Origin of the sequence: Micromonospora sp. M71_S20, from assembly GCF_003664255.1 — a bacterium.
Taxonomy (GTDB): domain Bacteria; phylum Actinomycetota; class Actinomycetes; order Mycobacteriales; family Micromonosporaceae; genus Micromonospora.
In genome coordinates this window covers 857623-878318 of sequence record NZ_RCCV01000004.1, presented here as the reverse complement: position 1 = coordinate 878318, position 20696 = coordinate 857623, and the positions used below count along the sequence as shown (strand labels likewise).

Below are 20696 nucleotides of genomic sequence, written 5' to 3'. Positions count from 1 at the left end.
GGCTGGCATCCGAAGGCCGAGGAGGTCCTCTGGCGGCCGGATCTCCAGCAGCCGAAGCGGTCGCAGACCGGCGGCTGGAACGTGCGGTACCGCACCGGCAGCAAGGGCGCCTACGTGGCGGCGTTGACGGACCTGATCGCCGCGAAGGCGCCGTACTGCCGCGTCCGCTACGCGTTCTGACCGCCATCTTCCACCACGGAAAGCAGTTCAGGGCCACCCCGAAGGGTGGCCCTGAACTGAAAGATTGTCCGGCGGTGTCCTACTCTCCCACACCCTCCCGAGTGCAGTACCATCGGCGCTGGAGGGCTTAGCTTCCGGGTTCGGAATGTAACCGGGCGTTTCCCCTCCGCCATGACCGCCGTAACTCTATCGACATGTCAAACAACACCACAACACGAAGTGGTCTGTTGTTCGTTCATCGAGAGTTGCACAGTGGACGCGTAGCAGCTTAGTAGTCAAGTCCTCGGCCTATTAGTACCGGTCAACTGAACCCGTTACCGGGCTTACATTTCCGGCCTATCAACCCAGTCGTCTAGCTGGGGGCCTTACCCCACCAAGGTGGGTGGGATACCTCATCTTGAAGCGAGCTTCCCGCTTAGATGCTTTCAGCGTTATCCTTCCGAACGTAGCTAACCAGCCGTGCCCTGGCGGGACAACTGGCACACCAGAGGTTCGTCCGTCCCGGTCCTCTCGTACTAGGGACAGCCCTTCTCAAGTATCCTACGCGCACGCGGATAGGGACCGAACTGTCTCACGACGTTCTAAACCAGCTCGCGTACCGCTTTAATGGGCGAACAGCCCAACCCTTGGGACCTGCTACAGCCCCAGGATGCGACGAGCCGACATCGAGGTGCCAAACCATCCCGTCGATATGGACTCTTGGGGAAGATCAGCCTGTTATCCCCGGGGTACCTTTTATCCGTTGAGCGACACCGCTTCCACTCGCAAGTGCCGGATCACTAGTCCCGACTTTCGTCCCTGCTCGACCTGTCAGTCTCACAGTCAAGCTCCCTTGTGTACTTGCACTCAACACCTGATTGCCAACCAGGCTGAGGGAACCTTTGGGCGCCTCCGTTACCCTTTAGGAGGCAACCGCCCCAGTTAAACTACCCACCAGACACTGTCCCTGAACCGGATAACGGTCCGAAGTTAGATACCCAAATCAACCAGAGTGGTATTTCAAGATTGCCTCCACCCCATACTGGCGTATGGACTTCACCGGCTCCCACCTATCCTACACAAGCTAATTCGGATACCAATGTCAAGCTATAGTAAAGGTCCCGGGGTCTTTCCGTCCTGCCGCGCGTAACGAGCATCTTTACTCGTAATGCAATTTCGCCGGGCCTGTGGTTGAGACAGTGGGAAGTCGTTACGCCATTCGTGCAGGTCGGAACTTACCCGACAAGGAATTTCGCTACCTTAGGATGGTTTATAGTTACCACCGCCGTTTACTGGCGCTTAAGTTCTCCCGCTTCGCCCCGAAGAGCTAACAGGTCCCCTTAACGTTCCAGCACCGGGCAGGCGTCAGTCCATATACATCGAATTACTTCTTCGCATGGACCTGTGTTTTTAGTAAACAGTCGCTTCCCCCTGCTCTCTGCGGCCATACAACGCTCCAACCCGCGTGGGGCTTCACGTCTCCGGCCCCCCTTCTCCCTAAGTTACGGGGCAATTTGCCGAGTTCCTTAACCACAGTTCGCCCGATCGCCTCGGTATTCTCTACCTGACCACCTGTGTCGGTTTGGGGTACGGGCCGCTAAGAACTCGCTAGAGGCTTTTCTCGCAGCATAGGATCACTGACTTCACCTGAATCGGCTCGGCATCACGTCTCAGCCTTCATGTGTTGCGGATTTGCCTACAACACGGCCTACACGCTTACCCCGGCACAACCACCGGCCGGGCTCAGCTACCTTCCTGCGTCACCCCATCGCTTGACTACTACCCGCCAGGTTCCCACGCTCCCCCAGTTTGGTCCGAAGACCGCCCCAAGTTCGGGTGGTTAGCACAACGAGGTTCATCAGGGACGCTCTTTCGCGGGTACGGGAATATCAACCCGTTGTCCATCGACTACGCCTCTCGGCCTCGCCTTAGGTCCCGACTCACCCAGGGCGGATTAGCCTGGCCCTGGAACCCTTGGTCATCCGGCGGAAGGGTTTCTCACCCTTCTTTCGCTACTCATGCCTGCATTCTCACTCGTGCCGCGTCCACAACTGGGTCACCCCGCTGCTTCACCCCCGGCACGACGCTCCCCTACCCATCCACACACCTGCACAAGGAATCAAGTCCAAGCGAGGTAAAAATGTGAATGCCACAGCTTCGGCGGTGTGCTTGAGCCCCGCTACATTGTCGGCGCGGAACCACTTGACCAGTGAGCTATTACGCACTCTTTAAAGGGTGGCTGCTTCTAAGCCAACCTCCTGGTTGTCTATGCGACCCCACATCCTTTTCCACTTAGCACACGCTTAGGGGCCTTAGCTGGTGATCTGGGCTGTTTCCCTCTCGACTACGAAGCTTATCCCCGCAGTCTCACTGCCGCGCTCTCACTTACCGGCATTCGGAGTTTGGCTGATTTCGGTAAGCTTGTGGGCCCCCTAGACCATCCAGTGCTCTACCTCCGGCAAGAAACACGCGACGCTGCACCTAAATGCATTTCGGGGAGAACCAGCTATCACGGAGTTTGATTGGCCTTTCACCCCTAACCACAGGTCATCCCCCAACTTTTCAACGTTGGTGGGTTCGGCCCTCCACGCGGTCTTACCCGCGCTTCAGCCTGCCCATGGCTAGATCACTCCGCTTCGGGTCTAGGACACGCGACTGAACGCCCTATTCAGACTCGCTTTCGCTACGGCTCCCCCACACGGGTTAACCTCGCCACATGCCACTAACTCGCAGGCTCATTCTTCAAAAGGCACGCCGTCACCCCGCAAGGCTCCGACGGATTGTAGGCGAACGGTTTCAGGTACTATTTCACTCCCCTCCCGGGGTACTTTTCACCATTCCCTCACGGTACTCGTCCGCTATCGGTCACCAGGAAGTATTTAGGCTTACCAGGTGGTCCTGGCAGATTCACGGCAGATTACAGGGGTCCGCCGCTACTCGGGAACACCCACAGAAGACCAGCCACTTTCACCTACCGGACTCTCACCGCCTACGGTCAGCCTTTCCAGACTGTTCGGCTAGCAACTGGCTTTGTAACTTCTCGAACAAGTGTCAGCTTGTTCAGCAGGGTCCCACAACCCCAACCACGCAACCCCTGACAGGTATCACACGCAGCCGGTTTAGCCTCAATCCGCTTTCGCTCGCCACTACTCACGGAATCACTATTTGTTTTCTCTTCCTACGGGTACTGAGATGTTTCACTTCCCCGCGTTCCCCCCACACACCCTATGTGTTCAGGTGTGGGTGACTGGACATGACTCCAGCCAGGTTTCCCCATTCGGACACCCTGGGATCACAGCTTGGTTGACAGCTCCCCCAGGCCTATCGCGGCCTCCCACGTCCTTCATCGGCTCCTGGTGCCAAGGCATCCACCGTTCGCCCTTGACAACTTGACCACAAAGATGCTCGCGTCCACTGTGCAATTCTCAACAAACGACCAACCCACAACCCACAGCCCCACACCAAACCCGACAACCGCCGGCGGTATGCGAGACCAGGCCATGCCTGGCAACCAGCTCCACCCACAAGCGAAGCAATGGCTCCGAAAGAAACAACCAACGGTTGTTCTTTCAGGACCCAACAGGGTGCTCTGCATCCCTCCCCAGCCGCACCAACCCGACCGCTCCTACACCCGGAGGCGTGTACTAGATCATCGTGGCCGTTGCCAGGAAAAAACTCGCCAGTGTCTCCGCCATTGAGCACCCCGACCCGACATTCGCAGGTCGCGGGCTCCTTGCACCCTTTCGGGTGAAGGTGCTCCTTAGAAAGGAGGTGATCCAGCCGCACCTTCCGGTACGGCTACCTTGTTACGACTTCGTCCCAATCGCCAGCCCCACCTTCGACGGCTCCCTCCACAAGGGTTGGGCCACCGGCTTCGGGTGTTGCCGACTTTCGTGACGTGACGGGCGGTGTGTACAAGGCCCGGGAACGTATTCACCGCAGCGTTGCTGATCTGCGATTACTAGCGACTCCGACTTCACGGGGTCGAGTTGCAGACCCCGATCCGAACTGAGACCGGCTTTTTGGGATTCGCTCCACCTCACGGTATCGCAGCCCATTGTACCGGCCATTGTAGCATGCGTGAAGCCCTGGACATAAGGGGCATGATGACTTGACGTCATCCCCACCTTCCTCCGAGTTGACCCCGGCAGTCTTCGATGAGTCCCCGCCATAACGCGCTGGCAACATCGAACGAGGGTTGCGCTCGTTGCGGGACTTAACCCAACATCTCACGACACGAGCTGACGACAGCCATGCACCACCTGTGACCGCCCCCGAAGGACCTCACATCTCTGCGAGTTTTGCGGCCATGTCAAACCCAGGTAAGGTTCTTCGCGTTGCATCGAATTAATCCGCATGCTCCGCCGCTTGTGCGGGCCCCCGTCAATTCCTTTGAGTTTTAGCCTTGCGGCCGTACTCCCCAGGCGGGGCGCTTAATGCGTTAGCTGCGGCACAGGGAACCGGAGAGGCCCCCCACACCTAGCGCCCAACGTTTACAGCGTGGACTACCAGGGTATCTAATCCTGTTCGCTCCCCACGCTTTCGCTCCTCAGCGTCAGTATCGGCCCAGAGACCCGCCTTCGCCACCGGTGTTCCTCCTGATATCTGCGCATTTCACCGCTACACCAGGAATTCCAGTCTCCCCTACCGAACTCTAGCCTGCCCGTATCGACTGCAGGCCCGCAGTTGAGCTGCGGGTTTTCACAGTCGACGCGACAAGCCGCCTACGAGCTCTTTACGCCCAATAAATCCGGACAACGCTCGCGCCCTACGTCTTACCGCGGCTGCTGGCACGTAGTTGGCCGGCGCTTCTTCTGCAGGTACCGTCACTTACGCTTCGTCCCTGCTGAAAGAGGTTTACAACCCGAAGGCCGTCATCCCTCACGCGGCGTCGCTGCATCAGGCTTCCGCCCATTGTGCAATATTCCCCACTGCTGCCTCCCGTAGGAGTCTGGGCCGTGTCTCAGTCCCAGTGTGGCCGGTCGCCCTCTCAGGCCGGCTACCCGTCGTCGCCTTGGTAGGCCATCACCCCACCAACAAGCTGATAGGCCGCGAGCCCATCCCAGGCCGAAAAACTTTCCACCACCAACCATGCGACCGGTGGTCCTATTCGGTATTAGCCCCGGTTTCCCGGGGTTATCCCAAAGCCTAGGGCAGGTTGCTCACGTGTTACTCACCCGTTCGCCGCTCGAGTACCCCGAAGGGCCTTTCCGCTCGACTTGCATGTGTTAAGCACGCCGCCAGCGTTCGTCCTGAGCCAGGATCAAACTCTCCAACAAAAACTTGTTGAAACAGTCATCCCGGCAACAAAAAGTGTTGCCAAAGGAATCCAAGACCAACAAACCACGAATGGCTTGCCAGTCCGGGGTATAAATCAATTTGGCACTGGCTTATCAAGCACCCTGTTGAGTTCTCAAAGAACAACCACACACCGCCCGGAAACCCCACACCGTGGAGCCCCCGACCCGGGGTATTTCGTTCACCACACCCGCCGCTTCCCGCGCCGGGCACTTTTACTACGTTACCCGCTGGTTTCCGCCGTGTCAAACCGCTTCGCAGCGATCCGCACCACTTCAATCCCATTTCCGGGCATCCCGACAGCGTCGACTCTCGCCGACGGTCTTCGGGAAGTTCGGCAGACCGGCCGCTTCGCGGTTTCCCGCGAGCCCGCCCGGTTCCCTGCCGGCGGTGAACCTTACCCGGTCGGTTCCGCCTCGCCAAATCCGCCTCGCGACGGATCCGGGGCACCGCCCGTACCGGCCCTGGTGGGAGGACCCCACCCGGACCGATGGTCTCGCCGCGCTCCGGCCTGGCCAGGATTTTCATCCTGTTCGTCCGTTCCGCGCTGGCAGAGAGAAAGTTACGCCCGCCCGACAAGATCGTCAAATCCGGGGGGCGAGTGCCGCGTCACACCGCCCCGTCGGCGGCCAGGGCGGCGACCGAGGCCTGGTCCAGCGCGCCGTCGGCGACGACGACCCGGTGCCGCCCGGTGCGACTCGTACCCGCGGTGATCACCCTGGGCCGGTCGAAGGCGAACGCCACGCAGACCCCCGGGTACATCGCGGTACGGACGAACCAGCGGTCGCCCTCCGCGAGCCCCGCCAGCACGAGCGTGTACGCGGCCCCGTCCGGTCCGGTGCCGGCGAAGGCCAGCCACGGCGCGGCGCTGCCGTTGACCGCGTCCTCCCCCTCGGCGGTGGCCGTGTACACCCGCGCGGGTGTCGCGCTGGCCGCCCGCCAGAAGAAGCCGCCGTAGCCGGCGCCGCCCGGGCGTCCGTTGGTCGCCGGGCTGCCCAGGGTGACGTCCCGGTCGGCGGGGGCGGTCAGTGTGTACCCGACGTCGAGGGCCCAGGCCCGCTCGCCGACCCGCTGCGCGGCCAGCTCCCGCCGCTCGGTGAGCAGCACCGCCGCGTCCCGGTCGCGCCACTCCAACCGGTGCGCCAGCCGTTGCGGGTCGCGGGTCTCCCAGCGGGTGTGCGCGATCCGGCCGTGGTCGTCGCGCCACGTGTAGCCGGTGTCGCGCACGTAGGTGCGCCCGCCCCAGAGGTTGGTGCCGTCGACGTCCTGCACAGCCAGGGACGCGCCGAGATGCCAGACGTGGTCGGCCGGGAACGCGTCGGTGACCACCGTCCCGCCGAAGGTCCGCACCGGGTGCAGGTACGGGCGGGGGCCGTGCCGGGGGTCGATCGCCGGATCGACGACGTACCGGGCCACCGGCACGTCGTCGACGCTGAGCTGCCGATCGTTCTCGGTCACGCCGGCACGCCGGTCCTCGCCCGTCACGACTGTCCCACCGGGGCGGGCACGGCCCGCCGCGCGACGGCGTGCAGGGCGGCGACCACGTATCCGGCGAGGATGGGCAGCGCGACCGGGATGACCAGGACGGCGAGCAGCGCGGCGACGGCGCCGACCCCGCCGGCGGCGGCCCAGGTGCCCGGGCGGGTGCGGCAGGCGTCGGCGGCGACGCCGGCGGCCTCCCGCCAGCCGCGGCCGCCGCGGCGGCCGACCTCCACCACCACCAGTGCGGCGTACCCGGCCAGGGCGGCGGCCACCACGACGGTGACCAGGAGCAGCGGTGCCCCGCCGGGGACCCGGCCGCCGGCCAGCGCGGCGACGTTCACGGCGAGCAGCCCGAAGGCGGCTACCGTCAGCACGCTCACCCCGACGCCGGGCAGCAGGGCGCGGCCGTACCGGGTCAGGTTCTCCCGCGCGGAGGGCCAGGATCCGACGGTGTACCGGTCGTGCACCGCCGCGCTCGCGGCGGCCACGGCCGCCGCCGCGGTGACCACCGGCAGCGCCGCCAGGGTCAGGACGATGCCGAGCACAGCCAGGTCGGTGGCGTCGGTGAGCACGTCCCGCCAGTCGCGGCGGGCCGGCCCGTCCTCCCGGTCCGGCCCGTCGTCGCGGTGCGGCCTCATCCCTTGAGTCCGCTGGTGTTGATGCCCTCCACCAGCATCCGCTGGAAGGCCACGAAGAACAGGAACACCGGCAGCAGCGACAGCACCGACATGGCGAACATCGGGCCGACGGCGCTCTGGCTCGTCGAGTCGATGAACAGCGTCAGCGCCACCGGCACCGTGTAGTCCTCGAGGTCGGAGAGGAAGACGAGCTGGCGGAAGAAGTCGTTCCAGGTCCAGATGAACGAGAAGATCGCCGTGGTGACCAGCGCCGGGCGGCTCAGCGGCAGGATCACGTGCCGGAAGATGCCGAAGGCGTTGGCACCGTCGATCTTGGCGGCCTCGTCGAGTTCGCGCGGGATGCCCCGCATGAACTGCACCATCAGGAACACGAAGAACGCCTCGGTGGCCAGGAACTGCGGGATCAGCAGCGGCAGGTACGGCCAGTCGCCGCCCACCAGGCCCAGGCTGCGGAACAGGATGTACTGCGGCACGATCAGCACGTGCCCGGGCAGCAGGAGCGTCCCGATCATCACGGCGAACCAGACGCCGCGCAGCCGGAACCGCAGCCGCGCGAAGGCGTACGCGGCGAGCAGGCAGGAGACGCCGTTGCCGATCACGGTCAGCAGGCTGACCATCGCGCTGTTGAGGAAGAACCGGCCGAAGCTGAAGTCGAAGTTCGTCCAGCCGTCGGCGTAGTTGCCGGGGGTGAACTCGTTCGGCAGCAGGCCGATGTTGTTGACGATCTCCTCCTGGCTCTTCAGGGACGTACCGATCATCCAGAAGAGCGGATAGAGCACGACCGCGACGATCGCGATCAGGATGAGCAGGCGCACGGCCTGCCCGCCGCCGCTGGCCCGGCGCGGACCGCGCGGGCCGGTCGTCGCCGGGGCTGCCGTCGGGGTTGCCGTCGCCGTCACCGGTCCTCCCCGTCCGAGTAGTGCACCCAGAACCGCCCGGTGCTGAAGAAGATCGCGGTGATGATCGCGATGGCGAGCAGGAAGACCCAGGCCATCGCGGAGGCGTAGCCCATCTCCAGGTTGGTGAAGCCGGTGATGTAGAGGTTCAGCGTGTACATCAGGGTGGAGTCGACCGGGCCGCCGGTGCCGTTGCTGAGCACGAACGCGGCGGTGAAGCCCTGGAAGCCGTTGATGGTCTCCAGCACCAGGTTGAAGAAGATCACCGGCGAGAGCATCGGCAGGGTGACGGCGACGAACTGCCGCCACTTGCCGGCGCCGTCGACGGAGGCCGCCTCGTAGAGCTCGGTGGGCACCTGCTTGAGGCCGGCCAGGAAGATCACCATGGGCGCGCCGAACTGCCAGATGGCGAGCACCATCAGGGTCTCCAGCGCCCAGTCCGGGTCGTTGACCCACGGCTTGCCCTCGATGCCGAAGACGCCCAGCAGCGAGTTGAACGCGCCCTCGCGGTTGAACATGTTCACCCAGACGATGGCCAGCGCGACACTGCCGCCGAGCAACGACGGCAGGTAGAACAGGCCGCGGAACAGCCCGACGCCGCGCCAGGCGCGGTTGAGCAGCAGGGCCACCCCGAGTGCGGCCGCCAGCTTCAGCGGCACGGCGATCAGGGCGAAGGTGAGCGTCACACGCACCGAGTGCCAGTACGACGGGTCGGCGGTGAACATCCGCTCGTAGTTGGCGAGCCCGACCCACTCCACCTCGGAGAAGGGGGTGAGGATGTCGTAGTTGGTGAAGCTCAGGTAGAGCGACAGGAGCATGGGTATCGCCGTGACGGCCAGCAGGCCGAGCAGCCAGGGCGACAGGAAGACGTAGCCGGCCAGACCGTTCCCGTACCGGGCCCGCCCGGCCCCGCGCCTGCCGGCGGGGGTCGGGACGGATCCGGTACGTCGTCGGGTCGGGTCGGGCGCCGTGGTCAGAGCCACGAGCCGATTCCTCTCGGTAGCGTCAGGGTCAGGCGATGGCGGACTTGCAGGCGGCGATGAACTGCTCCGCCGCCTGGGCGGAGCTGATCCGGCCGTACTGGGCGTTCTCGGCGGCCTTGATCAGCTCGGAGCGGACCTTGCTGTGCCCCTTGAGCGGGACCTGCGGCGCCTCGCCGAACTTCTGGGCCAGGTCGGACTCGACCTGGATCGACTGCTTCATCGCCGGGTCGGTGACGTCGTCGCTGACCACACGGCGCAGGTCCAGGTTCGACGGCAGGCCCCGGTCGGTGCCGAGGATCTTGACCGCCTCGGGGTCGTTGGCCAGGAAGTTGATCACGTCGACCGCGACGTCCTTGTGCTTGCTGCCCTTGAACACGGACCAGTACATGGAGGCGCGGGCCCACTGGGCGCTCGGGTCGCCGGGGTAGGCGATGACGCCCAGCTCGTCCTTGGTGTTCTTCTTCAGCTCCGGCATCTGGTTGACCCAGACCCAGCTGGTGCCGGCCTTGCCGGTGACCACGAGCTGCTTGGTGATGTCGGTGGCGTTGCCCTCGTGGATGACGTCGGGGGTCGGGGTGGCGCCCCGGTCCCGGGCCCCCTTCCACAGGTCGAACCACTTCGTCACGTCCTCGGCGGTGAAGCCGAGTTCCTTGCCCTTGTAGAGGTCCTTGCCCTGCTGGCGCAGCCACACCCAGAACGCCTTGTAGTCGGCGCTCGGGTCCTGGGTGCCGGGCACCTTGGTCTTCTTCGCCACCTGCTCGGCCCAGGCGATGTGCTCCTCCCAGGTCATCCCGGTGGTCGGCTCGGGCAGGCCGTTCTTGGTCAGCAGCGTCCTGTTGTAGACCAGGCCCTGGGTGTTCTCCCCCGCGGCCACGCCGGCGAGCTTGCCGTCGACCACGCCGTACTGCCAGAGGCTCTTGGGGAACTTCGACACGTCGAGGTCGCCGGAGTCCTTGTAGGACGTCAGGTCGAGGGTGGTGCTGCGCGAGGCGTACTCGGCCAGGTAGTTGTCGTCGATCTGGAAGAGGTCCGGCGGGTTGCCGCCGGCGGTGAGCGTGGCCAGCTTGTCGAAGTAGCCCTGGTTGGCCTGCCAGGTCTTCTCGAAGGTGACGTTCGGGTGCTTCTTGGTGTAGAGGGCGAGGGCCTCCTCGGTCAGCTTCGCCCGGGCCTCACCGCCCCACCAGAAGACCGAGAGCTTGACCGGGGCGTTCGGGTCGGTGCTGGCCTCCTCGTCGCCGCCGCAGCCGGCGGCACCGAGGACCAGGGGCAGGGCGACGACCGCGGCGAGCATGCCGCGGATCAACCGCCGTCGGCGGACGGGGGTACGGTGAACGGGCACGGCCTGCGTGCCAGTGGTGGGGGGCGTTGCGGGGTGCATGTGCGCTCACTCCTTGGCGTTAGGAGGCGACGACGCCACCGGTGGCCGCGGTCGGGCGACCCGGGCCCGCAAGGCGATGCGGGCCCGGGACGACCAACTCGGCGTCGGGACGGTTCCGACCGTCCGCCGGCGCGGCGGCGGTCGAGTCGCGGATGACCAGTTCGGTCTGGAGCATTACCTGTGCGGTGGTACGACGGTCGTCGCTCGTGACACCCCGACCGCCGCGTGAGCCACGGGCGGCGACGGTGTCGTGTTGCAGGAGCATGTCGACGGCCGTCCGGCCGGCGGCCGCGTTGGGCGTGGCCACCGTCGTCAACTTGGGCCGGGTGAGCCGGCTCAGGGCAATGTCGTCGATGCCGACGACGCTCACGTCCTGCGGGACGCGCATCCCGACGGCGTCGAGCCCTTCGATCAGGCCGATCGCCATCAGGTCGTTGTAGGCGAGGACCGCCGTGGCCTCGCTGCGGCGGACCATCTCGGCGAGGGCCGCGCCGCCGGTCTCGGTGGGCTGGTTGGGCCCGAGCACGGTGAACTCGGCGCCGCCGGCCCGCGCCGCGACGCCGGCCGCCCGGCGGATCTCCCGGCTGGTCCACGAGCCGCGCGGCCCGCTGAGCAGCGCGATCCGTCGGTGACCGAGGCCGAGCAGGTGCTCGATGGCCGACCGGGCGCCCTGCCCGACGTCCATGGTCACGCACGGCAGACCCGCGACCTGCCGGTTTATCACCACCAGCGGCACTTCGCGGCTGAGCTGCTCGATCATGCTGTTGCTCATCCGCGGGCTGCACAGCAGCACCCCGTCCACCTGCTTGGCGAGCGCGTGGACCAGCTCCTCCTCGGCGATCGGGTCCTCGTTGGTGTCGGCCACGAACACGTGGTAGTCGCGCTGCCGGGCCTGGCTCTCCGCCGCCTTGATCAGCGGCGGGAAGAACGGGTTGGCGATGTCCGCGATGATCAGGCCGATGTTGTGCGTACGGCCGGTGATCAGGGCGCGGGCGGCGCGGTTGGGCCGGTAGCCGAGCTCCTCGGCGCAGGCCAGCACCCGGCCCCGGGTCTCCGGGTTGACCAGGTGCGGGGCCGAGAACGTGCGGGAGACCGTGGAGATGTGCACGCCGGAGGCCCGGGCGACGTCTCGGATGGTGGCTGGCACGGCGGGGCCCTTCGTCCAGTGTGGCTGGGGTCACGTCAGGTGCCGCCAATTAATGCAAACGGTTGTGCCGGTGTCAACGGCCGATGGTTACAGATGCGTTTCGGCCACGCTCCCACCATGTGCTCAAATGCGTATCAAATCGGATCTATGCCGCCGGTTTGGCATCGATCGTTGACGCCGCCGCGCGGCTCGTGGTTATTTCGCTGCAAACCTTTGCAGCAACACAGGAGGCGGTCGACATGTCGTCCAGCACCGGTCAGCGGGTCCGACACGCCCTCGTGGGCACCGGGTCCCGGGCCGAGATGTTCGTCCGGGCGCTGGTGCGCGACCACGCCGACACCGCCGAACTCGTCGCGTTCGCCGACGTCAACCAGGCCCGCATGGACGCCCACAACCGGTGGCTCGGCGAGCTGGGGCACCCGCCGGTGCCGACGTACCGGGCCGACGAGCTGGCCGCCATGCTCGCCAAGGAGCGCGTCGACGTGCTGGTGGTCACCAGCGTGGACGACACCCACGCCGCGCACATCGACACGGCGCTGCGCGCCGGCTGCGACGTCATCACCGAGAAGCCGATGACCGTCGACGCCGCCGGCTGCCGGCAGATCCTCGACGCGGTCGCCGACACCGGCCGGCAGGTGCGGGTGGCGTTCAACTACCGCTACAACCCGCTGCACGAGAAGCTGCGCGAGCTGCTCGCCGGCGGCGCCGTCGGCGAGGTGGGCTCGGTGCACTTCGAGTGGCTGCTCGACGTGCGGCACGGCGCCGACTACTTCCGCCGCTGGCACCGCGACAAGGCGCACTCCGGCGGGCTGATGGTGCACAAGGCCGGGCACCACTTCGACCTGGTCAACTGGTGGCTGGACGCCACCCCCGTCGAGGTGTACGCCACCGGCCGGCTCTTCTTCTACGGCGAGGCCGGCCGCCGGCACGGCTACGCCCGCGACTACGACCGGGCGCACGGCTCCCCCGCCGCCGCCGACGACCCGTTCGCGCTGCGGCTCGACGCGCACCCGAAACTGCGCGAGCTCTACCTCGACGCCGAGGCCGAGGACGGCTACCAGCGCGACCGCAACGTCTTCGCCCCGGGCGTGGACATCGAGGACGACATGGCGGTGCTGGCCCGCTACTCCACCGGCGCGACGATGACCTACCACCTCACCGCGTACGCCCCCTACGAGGGCTACCGGGTGATGGTCAACGGCAGCCGGGGCCGGCTGGAGCTGGAGGTCGTGGAGAGCGACCACGTCAGCCCGGCGTCCGCCGGTGCGCTGAAGGGCGCGGCGCTGCACGGCGACGAGGCGGCCGCCGAGGCCGGCTCCGCCACGCTGACCCTGCGGCCGTTCTGGGCGCCGCCGCAGGTCGTACCCGTGACCGGGCACACCCGCTCCGGGCACGGCGGCGCCGACGCCCGGATGGCCCGGGTCCTCATCGGCGGCGAACCGGACCCGATGGGGCGGGCGGCGACCGCCCGCGACGGCGCCCTCGCCCTGCTCACCGGGCTGGCCGCGAACCGGTCCTTCACCACCGGCGCCCCGGTCCGGGTCGCCGACCTGCTCGACCTCTCCTGAGCCGCGAACACCCTCCGAGGAGCCCCACCCGTGCCCACGACCGACCTGCTCTTCCCCGCCGACCCCGCGCAGCGCGCGGTGGCCCGTCGGCTGTACGCGCTGGCCGCGCCCCAGCCGATCATCTCCCCGCACGGGCACGTCGACCCGGCGATCCTGGCCGAGGACCGCCCCTTCCCGGACCCGGCGCGGCTGCTCATCGTGCCCGACCACTACCTCACCCGGATGCTGCTCAGCCAGGGCGTCCCCCCGGCCGACCTGGGCGTGCCCACCGTCGACGGCAGCCCCACGGAGCCCGACGGGCGCACCATCTGGCGACGCTTCGCCGCGCACTGGCACCTGTTCCGGGGCACCCCCTCCCGGCTCTGGCTGGAGCAGACCTTCCGCGACGTGTTCGGGGTGCACACCCCGCTCTCCCCGGCCACCGCCGACGCCGTCTACGACGAGCTCGCGGCCCGGCTCGCCGAGCCGGAGTTCCGGCCCCGGGCGCTGTTCGAGCGGTTCGGCATCGAGGTGCTCGCCACCACCGAGTCGCCGCTGGACGACCTCGGGCAGCACGCCAAGCTCGCCGCCGACGGCTGGGGCGGGCCGGGCGGCCGGGTGATCAGCACGTTCCGGCCGGACAACGTGGCCGACATGGAGTTCGACGGCTGGGCGGACAACGTCGCGCGGCTCGGCGAGATCACCGGCGAGGACACCGGCACGTACGCCGGCTACCTGGCGGCGCTGCGCCAGCGGCGGGCGGCCTTCATCGCGGCCGGCGCCACCTGCACCGACCACGGCCACCCGACCGCGCGCACGCTGGCACTGGGCGCGGACGAGGCGGCGCGACTCTACGACAAGGGCCTGCGCGGGGTAGCCGACGCGGCCGACGCGGAGACGTTCCGGGCGCACATGCTGCTGGAGTTCGCCCGGATGTCGCTGGACGACGGCCTCGTCATGCAGCTGCACCCCGGCGCGGTGCGCAACCACAACCGCTGGCTGTACGCGCGGCACGGCCGCGACGTCGGCGGCGACCTGCCGCAGGCCACCGAGTACCTGCACGCGCTGACCCCGCTGCTGGACGCGTACGGCAACGACCCGCGGCTGCGGGTGGTGCTCTACACCCTCGACGAGTACACCTTCAGCCGGGAACTCGCGCCGCTGGCGGGCGGGTACGCCGCCCTGTACCTCGGTGCGCCGTGGTGGTTCCTGGACTCGCCGGAGGTGCTGCGTCGCTTCCGCGAGTCGGTCACCGAGTCCGCGGGCTTCTACAACACCGCCGGGTTCGTCGACGACACCCGCGCGTTCTGCTCCATCCCGGTACGCCACGACGTGGCCCGTCGCGTCGACGCCGCCTACCTGGCCCGGCTGGTCACCGAGCACCGCCTCGGCGAGGACGAGGCCGCCGAGACCATCGTCGACCTGGCGTACCGGCTCCCGAAGAAGGTCTTCAAGATCGGAGAGAATGTCCTGTGAGTGTCACCGTCACCGCCGTAAACGTGCACGACGTGCGGTTCCCGACCGCCGCCGCCGGCGACGGATCGGACGCGATCAACCGGGGCGACTACTCGGCCAGCTACGTCGAGCTGCGCACCGACGCCGGCGTCACCGGGGCCGGGTTCACCTTCACCAACGGTCGCGGCAACGAGCTGACCTGCGCCGCGATCCAGGCCCTCGCGCACCACGTGCGGGGCCGCACCGTCGAGGAGATCTTCGCCGACCCGGTGGCGTTCTGGCGCTCGCTCAGCGCCGACGTGCAGCTGCGCTGGCTGGGCCCGGAGAAGGGGGTCATCCACATGGCCACCGGCGCGCTGGTCAACGCGGTCTGGGACCTGCGGGCCAAGCTGGCCGGCAAGCCGATGTGGCAACTGCTCGCCGAGCTGCCCACCGAGGAGTTGGTGGCCAGCATCGACTTCCACCACATCACGGACGCCCTCACCCCGGACGAGGCGGCGGCCATCCTCGACAAGGGGCTCATCGGGCTGGACGAGCGCCGCGCCGGGCTGGAGCGCGACGGGTTCCCCTCGTACACCACCTCCGTGGGGTGGCTGGGCTACCCCGACGACAAGGTCCGGGCGCTGACCCGGCAGGCGTACGCCGACGGGTGGCGGGCGATGAAGATGAAGGTCGGCGGGCCGCCCGCCGACGACCTGCGGCGGGCGCGGATCATCCGGGAGGAGATCGGGCCGGACGCGCTGCTGATGATGGACGCCAACCAGGTCTGGGACGTCGACGAGGCGATCACCAACATGGCCGCGCTGGCGGAGGTGGACCCGTACTGGATCGAGGAGCCGACGCACGCCGACGACATCCTCGGGCACGCCCGGATCGCGCGGGCGGTGACCGGGCTGACCGACGGCCGGTGCCGGGTCGCCACCGGTGAGGTGGCCGCCAACCGGGTCATCTTCAAGCAGCTGCTCCAGGCCGAGGCGATCGGCGTGATGCAGATCGACGCCTGCCGGGTCGGCGGCGTCAACGAGGTCCTCGCCGAGATCCTGATGGCGGCGAAGTTCGGGGTGCCGATCTGTCCGCACTCCGGCGGCGTGGGCCTGTGCGAGTACGTCCAGCACCTGGCCGTCTTCGACTACCTGCGGGTGGGCACCAGCCTCGACGGCCGGATGGTGGAGTACGTCGACCACCTGCACGAGCACTTCGTCGACCCGGTGCGCACCCGCGAGGGGCGCTACCTGCTGCCGCAGGCGCCCGGCTACAGCTCCACCATGAAGCCGGAGTCGATCGCCGAGTTCCGCTTCCCGGACGGGCCGGTGTGGCGGTGAGCGTCGGCGCCGCCCGGCTCGGTCTCGGGACGCTGCGCCGGCTGCCGACGGACAGCCGCCCGCTGCTGCGCCCGGGCAGCGTGCCGGCGGGGATCGTCCACCTCGGGCTGGGCGCCTTCCACCGCGCCCACCAGGCCGTGTACACCGAGGAGGCCATGGCGCAAGCCGGGGGCGACTGGGGCATCGTCGGCGTGGCGCCACGCAACCCCGACGTGGTGACGACGCTGGCCGCGCAGGACAACCTGTTCAGCGTCACCAGCACCAGCGCCGAGGGGTGCCACACCCGCGTCGTCGGCGCGCTGGCCGGGACGCGGCACGCCGCGGGTGACCCCGCCGCCGTGGTGGCGCTGCTGGCCGACCCGGCGATCCGGGTGGTCACCCTCACCGTGACGGAGAAGGCGTACCAGCTCGACCCGGTGACCGGTCGGCTGCGGCCGGACCCGGAGGTCGCCGCCGACCTGCGCACCGACCGGTTGCCGGTCACCGTCCCGGGCCTGCTGCTGCGCGGGCTGCTCGCCCGGGCCGCCGCGCAGGGCCCGCCGCTGGCCCTGGTCAGCTGCGACAACCTGCCCGCGAACGGCCGCCGGCTGCGCGGCCTGGTCGAGCAGTCGGTGGCGTACGCGGGCGTGCCGGAGCCGCTGGCCGGCTGGGTGCGGGAGTGCGTCAGCTTCCCCGGCACCATGGTCGACCGGATCGTGCCGGCCAGCACGGCGCAGACCCTCGCCGACGCCGAGCGGGCCCTGGGGGTGGCCGACCTGGCGGCGGTGGTCGCCGAGCCGTACCGGCAGTGGGTGATCGAGGACGACTTCCCGGGCGGCCGACCGGCCTGGGAGCGGGCCGGCGCGGTGCTCACCGCCGACGCCGGGCCCTGGGAGCGGCTGAAGCTGCGCGCCCTCAACGGCGTGCACTCGGCCGCCGCCTACCTGGGCGCGCTGGCCGGCCGGGAGACCATCGCCGACGCGCTGACCCTGCCGCACCTGACCACGGTGCTGCGTCACCTGGTCGCCGAGGACGTGGCGGCCAGCTTCGACCCGCCCGAGGGCGTCTCGGTCGTCGCGTACGGCGAGGAGGTGCTCACCCGCTTCGCCAACCCGGCGATCCACCACCGCACCCTCCAGGTGGCCATGGACGGCTCGCAGAAGCTGCCGCAGCGGATCCTGCACACCATCGCCGACCTGCGGGCCGGGGGGCGGTCGGCGCACTGGGCCACGCTGGTGGTGGCCGCCTGGCTGCGCTTCGCGCAGGGCCACGCCGACGACGGCAGCCTCCTGCCGCTGGCCGATCCGCTCGCCGAGGAGATCCGCGCGGCGCTCGCCACCGGAGCGCGTACCCCGGCGGGGGCCGTGGACGCGGTGTTCGCGCTGCGCGAGGTCTTCCCCGCCGAGGTGGCCGAGGACGACGACGTACGCGCCGAGGTGACCGGGTGGCTGACCGCCCTGCAACGGCACGGGGTGGCCGCGACGCTGGCGGGCGCCCGGTGACGGCCGCCGCCGCGGGGGCGACGCCGGGAGGGGCCGGCGCCGTGCCGAGGGTCGCGGTCGTCGGGGCCAACGGGCACGGGCGCTGGCACCGACGGGTCATCGCCCCGCTGCACGCCGCCGGGCGACTGCGGCTGGTCGCCCTGGTCGACGTACGCCCGGTTGAGGACGACCCGGCGGCGCCGGTGCCGGACGGCACCCTGGTGCACACCGACCACCGGGAGATGCTGCGGGCGGCGCGGCCGGACGTGGTGGTCGTCTGCACCCCGCCGCACACCCACCTGCCGATCGCCCTGGACGTGCTCGCCGCGGGCGCCGACCTGCTGCTGGAGAAGCCCCCGGTGCTGTCCACCGCCGAGCACCGGGAGCTGGCCGACGCCCTCGCCGCGACGGGCCGGGCGTGCCAGGTGGGCTTCCAGGCGCTCGGTTCGGCGGCGCTGACGGAGCTGACCGACGCGGTGCGGGCCGGGCGGCTCGGTACCGTCACCGGCATCGCGACCGTGGCGGCCTGGCAGCGCTCCGACGCCTACTACGCGCGGGCGCCGTGGGCCGGGCGGCGGACGCTGCACGGCCGGCCGGTGCTGGACGGCGCCCTGGCCAACCCGCTGGCGCACGCGGTCATGCAGTGCCTGGCGGTCGCCGAGGCCGACGGGGACGGGCCGGTGGTGCCCGCGCGGATCGAGGTGGAGCGCTACCGGGTCCGGCCGATCGAGGTGGACGACACGGCGACCCTGCGGGTGTCGTCCCGCTCGGGACCGCCGATCGTCGCGGCGGTGACCCTGGCCGGGGAGGACTTCGTCGCCGGGGAGGTGATCGTGACCGGCACCGCCGGCCGGGCCGTGTTGGAGTACCCGACCGACCGGTTGCTGCTGCCCGGCGACGCCGACCCGCGCGAGGTGCCGGGCCGGCGCGGGCTGCTGGAGAACCTCCTCGACCACCGGGCCGACCCGGCGGTGCCGCTGATCGCGCCCCTGGCGCGCACCGCCGGGTTCACCGCGGTGCTGGAGGCGGTCACGACCGCGCCCGAGCCGGCGCCGCTGGGCGGCGACCTCGTCACCGCCACGGGCGACGGCCCGCAGCGGGTGCTGACCGTGCGCGGGATCAACCGGCTGCTGCGCCGGGCGGCCGAGGAGGGGTCGCTGCTGTCGGAGCTGGCGGTGCCGTGGGCGGTGGCGCCGCACCGCACGGACCTGACCGGGCAGGAGGGACCGCAACGCACTGCAACTGAACCGCCCGCCTGACGCGGGTCCATATCGGATATAGCGGCGTCATCCCGACCCAGGGCGGTCGGGACGATACCGGCCGATCTGATCAATTGCAACACTTCTGCACACGTTTGTCATTGACTCGCATAAATCGCGAAACCTACCGTTGCCCCATATCGAACAGGCGACGAACAGGTGGTCCGATAGATGTGGAAGCAGACACTGGGCGCGGCGACGATCGCCGTCGCGCTCGCGGCGACGACCGGGAGCGCGGCGGCGGCCCCGGCCCCGGACGGCGGGGCCGCTCCGGCTCCGGGCGGCGCGGCCGCCACGACCGGCGGGCTTTCCTGGGCCGCCCGGCACCTCGGCCGGCAGGCGCTGCCGGCCGGTGACGGCTGGGCGGCTGAGGGGACCGGCACCACCGGCGGCGCGGCGGCGACGCCGGAGCAGGTGCACGTCGTCTCCAGCCGGGCCGAGCTGGTCGCGGCCCTCGGCGGCGACAACGCCACCAACCGGGGCAACGCCACCCCGAAGATCATCTACGTCAGCGGCGTGGTCGACGGCTTCGAGGGTCCCGACGGCAGCACGCTCGACTGCGCCGACCTCGCCGACCCGGAGTACTCGCTGCCGGCCTACCTCGCGGCGTACGACCCGGCGGTCTGGGGCCGGGTGGCGCCGAGCGGGCCGCTGGAGGCGGCGCGGGTGCGCTCGGTGACGAACCAGACCCGGCAGACCCAGATCAACGTCGGCCCGAACACCACCCTCGTCGGCCTGCGCGGCGCCCGGCTGACCGGCCTGACGCTGATGCTCGACGGCGCGCACAACACGATCGTGCGGAACCTGACCTTCGACGACGCCCGGGACTGCTTCCCCGCCTGGTCCCCCACCGACGGCGCCGCGGGCAACTGGAACTCCCAGTACGACCAGATCTCGGTGCGCCGCAGCGAGCACGTCTGGATCGACCACAACACCTTCACCGACGGCGACAACCCGGACAGCGGCCAGCCGGTGCACCTCGGCCGGCCGTACCAGGTGCACGACGGGTCGGTGGACGTCACGCACACCGCGAGCCTGGTGACCGTCTCGTACAACCGGTTCGTCGGGCGGGACAAGGTCATGCTGATCGGGTCGTCCAACACCGTCGGCCCGGACGTCGGGCGGCTGAAGGTGAGCCTGCACCACAACCTCTTCGACGGGGTGCTCCAGCGGCTGCCCCGGGTGCGCTTCGGCCAGGTCGACGTGTGGAACAACCACTACCGGCTGGCCGGCGACGGGTTCGAGTACGCGATCGGCGTCGGGGTGCAGTCCGCCGTGGTCGCCGAGAACAACTTCTTCAGCCTCGCCGCCGGCGTCGTGGCCGACGACCTGCTCTACGACTGGGGCGGCACCGCCGTCACCACCCGGGGCAACTGGGTCCGCGCCGCCGGGGACCGGGCCCGCCCGGTCGACCTGGTGGGCGCGTACAACGCGGCGCACGAGCCGGACCTGGCCCCGGACGCCGGCTGGACGCCGACCCTTCGACGCGGCCCCGTGCTGCCGGCACCCGCGGTGCCGGTGGTCGTGGGGGCGCTGGCCGGCGCGGACCGGCTGCCCCTGTAGGACGCCGGCCGCCGCGCCGTCCCGCGCGGTGGCCGGACGGCCGGTGGGCCGCCGCGTCCGGCGCTCAGCGCGGCGGCCCACCGGTGCCCACCCCACCACCAGGAGGCCC

At 69.0% G+C, this 20696-nt stretch carries 12 protein-coding genes, 3 rRNA genes and 1 pseudogene; 7 read left to right on the top strand and 9 right to left on the bottom strand.

Translation table 11 applies throughout. The annotated features are described in order from the left end of the window. Positions 1-180, top strand: a pseudogene (locus DER29_RS32565) (spore photoproduct lyase family protein); the annotation flags it as partial. 66 nt (positions 181-246) lie between these two features. On the opposite strand, the gene rrf reads toward DER29_RS32565, so the two are convergent. From rrf to DER29_RS32520, 9 genes are all read right to left on the bottom strand, one after another. Then, positions 247-363, bottom strand: a 5S ribosomal RNA gene (rrf, locus tag DER29_RS32560). Between the two features lie 88 nt (positions 364-451). Then, positions 452-3554: ribosomal RNA gene (locus DER29_RS32555) — 23S ribosomal RNA — on the bottom strand. 369 nt (positions 3555-3923) lie between these two features. Then, positions 3924-5438 (bottom strand): 16S ribosomal RNA (locus DER29_RS32550). The 16S, 23S and 5S rRNA genes sit together here, the layout of an rRNA operon. 628 nt (positions 5439-6066) lie before the next feature. After that, the gene (locus DER29_RS32545; RefSeq protein ID WP_121401495.1) at positions 6067-6915 is read right to left on the bottom strand and encodes a PmoA family protein; all 849 of its coding nucleotides are present in this window, start codon (positions 6913-6915) and stop codon (positions 6067-6069) included. Positions 6916-6938: 23 nt separating this feature from the next. Then, positions 6939-7577: a hypothetical protein gene (locus tag DER29_RS32540; protein ID WP_121401428.1), complete on the bottom strand. Its 639-nt coding sequence runs from the start codon at positions 7575-7577 to the stop codon at positions 6939-6941. Then, positions 7574-8335 carry a carbohydrate ABC transporter permease gene (locus DER29_RS32535; protein ID WP_121401494.1) on the bottom strand — a complete coding sequence of 254 codons (762 nt, stop codon included), beginning with the start codon at positions 8333-8335 and terminating at the stop codon, positions 7574-7576. The genes DER29_RS32540 and DER29_RS32535 overlap by 4 nt, the downstream gene beginning before the upstream one ends. A 137-nt stretch (positions 8336-8472) precedes the next feature. Continuing rightward, positions 8473-9456 (bottom strand): carbohydrate ABC transporter permease, encoded by a 984-nt coding sequence (locus DER29_RS32530; protein WP_121401427.1) that lies wholly within the window; start codon positions 9454-9456, stop codon positions 8473-8475. A gap of 28 nt (positions 9457-9484) precedes the next feature. Next, positions 9485-10834 carry an ABC transporter substrate-binding protein gene (locus tag DER29_RS32525; RefSeq protein ID WP_121401426.1) on the bottom strand — a complete coding sequence of 450 codons (1350 nt, stop codon included), beginning with the start codon at positions 10832-10834 and terminating at the stop codon, positions 9485-9487. A 19-nt stretch (positions 10835-10853) separates the two neighbouring features. Then, positions 10854-11981, bottom strand: coding sequence for a LacI family DNA-binding transcriptional regulator (locus tag DER29_RS32520; RefSeq protein ID WP_121401425.1), 1128 nt, complete (start codon positions 11979-11981; stop codon positions 10854-10856). A gap of 239 nt (positions 11982-12220) precedes the next feature. Here DER29_RS32520 and DER29_RS32515 point away from each other — a divergent pair, with 239 nt between their 5' ends. From DER29_RS32515 to DER29_RS32490, 6 genes are all read left to right on the top strand, one after another. Then, entirely contained in the window at positions 12221-13549 is a 1329-nt protein-coding gene (locus tag DER29_RS32515) for a Gfo/Idh/MocA family protein (RefSeq protein ID WP_121401424.1), read from the top strand. A gap of 30 nt (positions 13550-13579) precedes the next feature. Further along, on the top strand, positions 13580-15004 hold the full coding sequence (gene uxaC / locus DER29_RS32510) for a glucuronate isomerase (protein WP_121401423.1): 1425 nt from the start codon (positions 13580-13582) through the stop codon (positions 15002-15004). Further along, complete coding sequence (locus DER29_RS32505) at positions 15001-16305, top strand: enolase C-terminal domain-like protein (protein ID WP_121401422.1); 1305 nt, start codon at positions 15001-15003, stop codon at positions 16303-16305. The genes uxaC and DER29_RS32505 overlap by 4 nt, the downstream gene beginning before the upstream one ends. Next, on the top strand, positions 16296-17786 hold the full coding sequence (locus DER29_RS32500; RefSeq protein WP_199729642.1) for a mannitol dehydrogenase family protein: 1491 nt from the start codon (positions 16296-16298) through the stop codon (positions 17784-17786). Before DER29_RS32505 ends, DER29_RS32500 begins: the two co-directional genes overlap by 10 nt. Positions 17787-17827: 41 nt before the next feature. Beyond that, a complete protein-coding gene (locus DER29_RS32495; protein WP_233600301.1) occupies positions 17828-19024 on the top strand; it encodes a Gfo/Idh/MocA family protein in 1197 nt (398 codons plus the stop codon). A 171-nt stretch (positions 19025-19195) separates the two neighbouring features. Beyond that, positions 19196-20587, top strand: a complete 1392-nt coding sequence (locus tag DER29_RS32490) for a polysaccharide lyase family 1 protein (RefSeq protein WP_121401420.1) — start codon at positions 19196-19198, stop codon at positions 20585-20587. Positions 20588-20696 lie beyond the last annotated feature (109 nt).

What these genes read in the sequence shown, in the direction of transcription:
- DER29_RS32540 (WP_121401428.1), bottom strand. Translation starts at nt 7,577, where the DNA reads ATGAGGCCGCACCGCGACGACGGGCCGGACCGGGAGGACGGGCCGGCC.
- DER29_RS32490 (WP_121401420.1), top strand. Translation starts at nt 19,196, where the DNA reads ATGTGGAAGCAGACACTGGGCGCGGCGACGATCGCCGTCGCGCTCGCG.
- DER29_RS32535 (WP_121401494.1), bottom strand. Translation starts at nt 8,335, where the DNA reads ATGATCGGTACGTCCCTGAAGAGCCAGGAGGAGATCGTCAACAACATC.
- DER29_RS32515 (WP_121401424.1), top strand. Translation starts at nt 12,221, where the DNA reads ATGTCGTCCAGCACCGGTCAGCGGGTCCGACACGCCCTCGTGGGCACC.
- DER29_RS32525 (WP_121401426.1), bottom strand. Translation starts at nt 10,834, where the DNA reads ATGCACCCCGCAACGCCCCCCACCACTGGCACGCAGGCCGTGCCCGTT.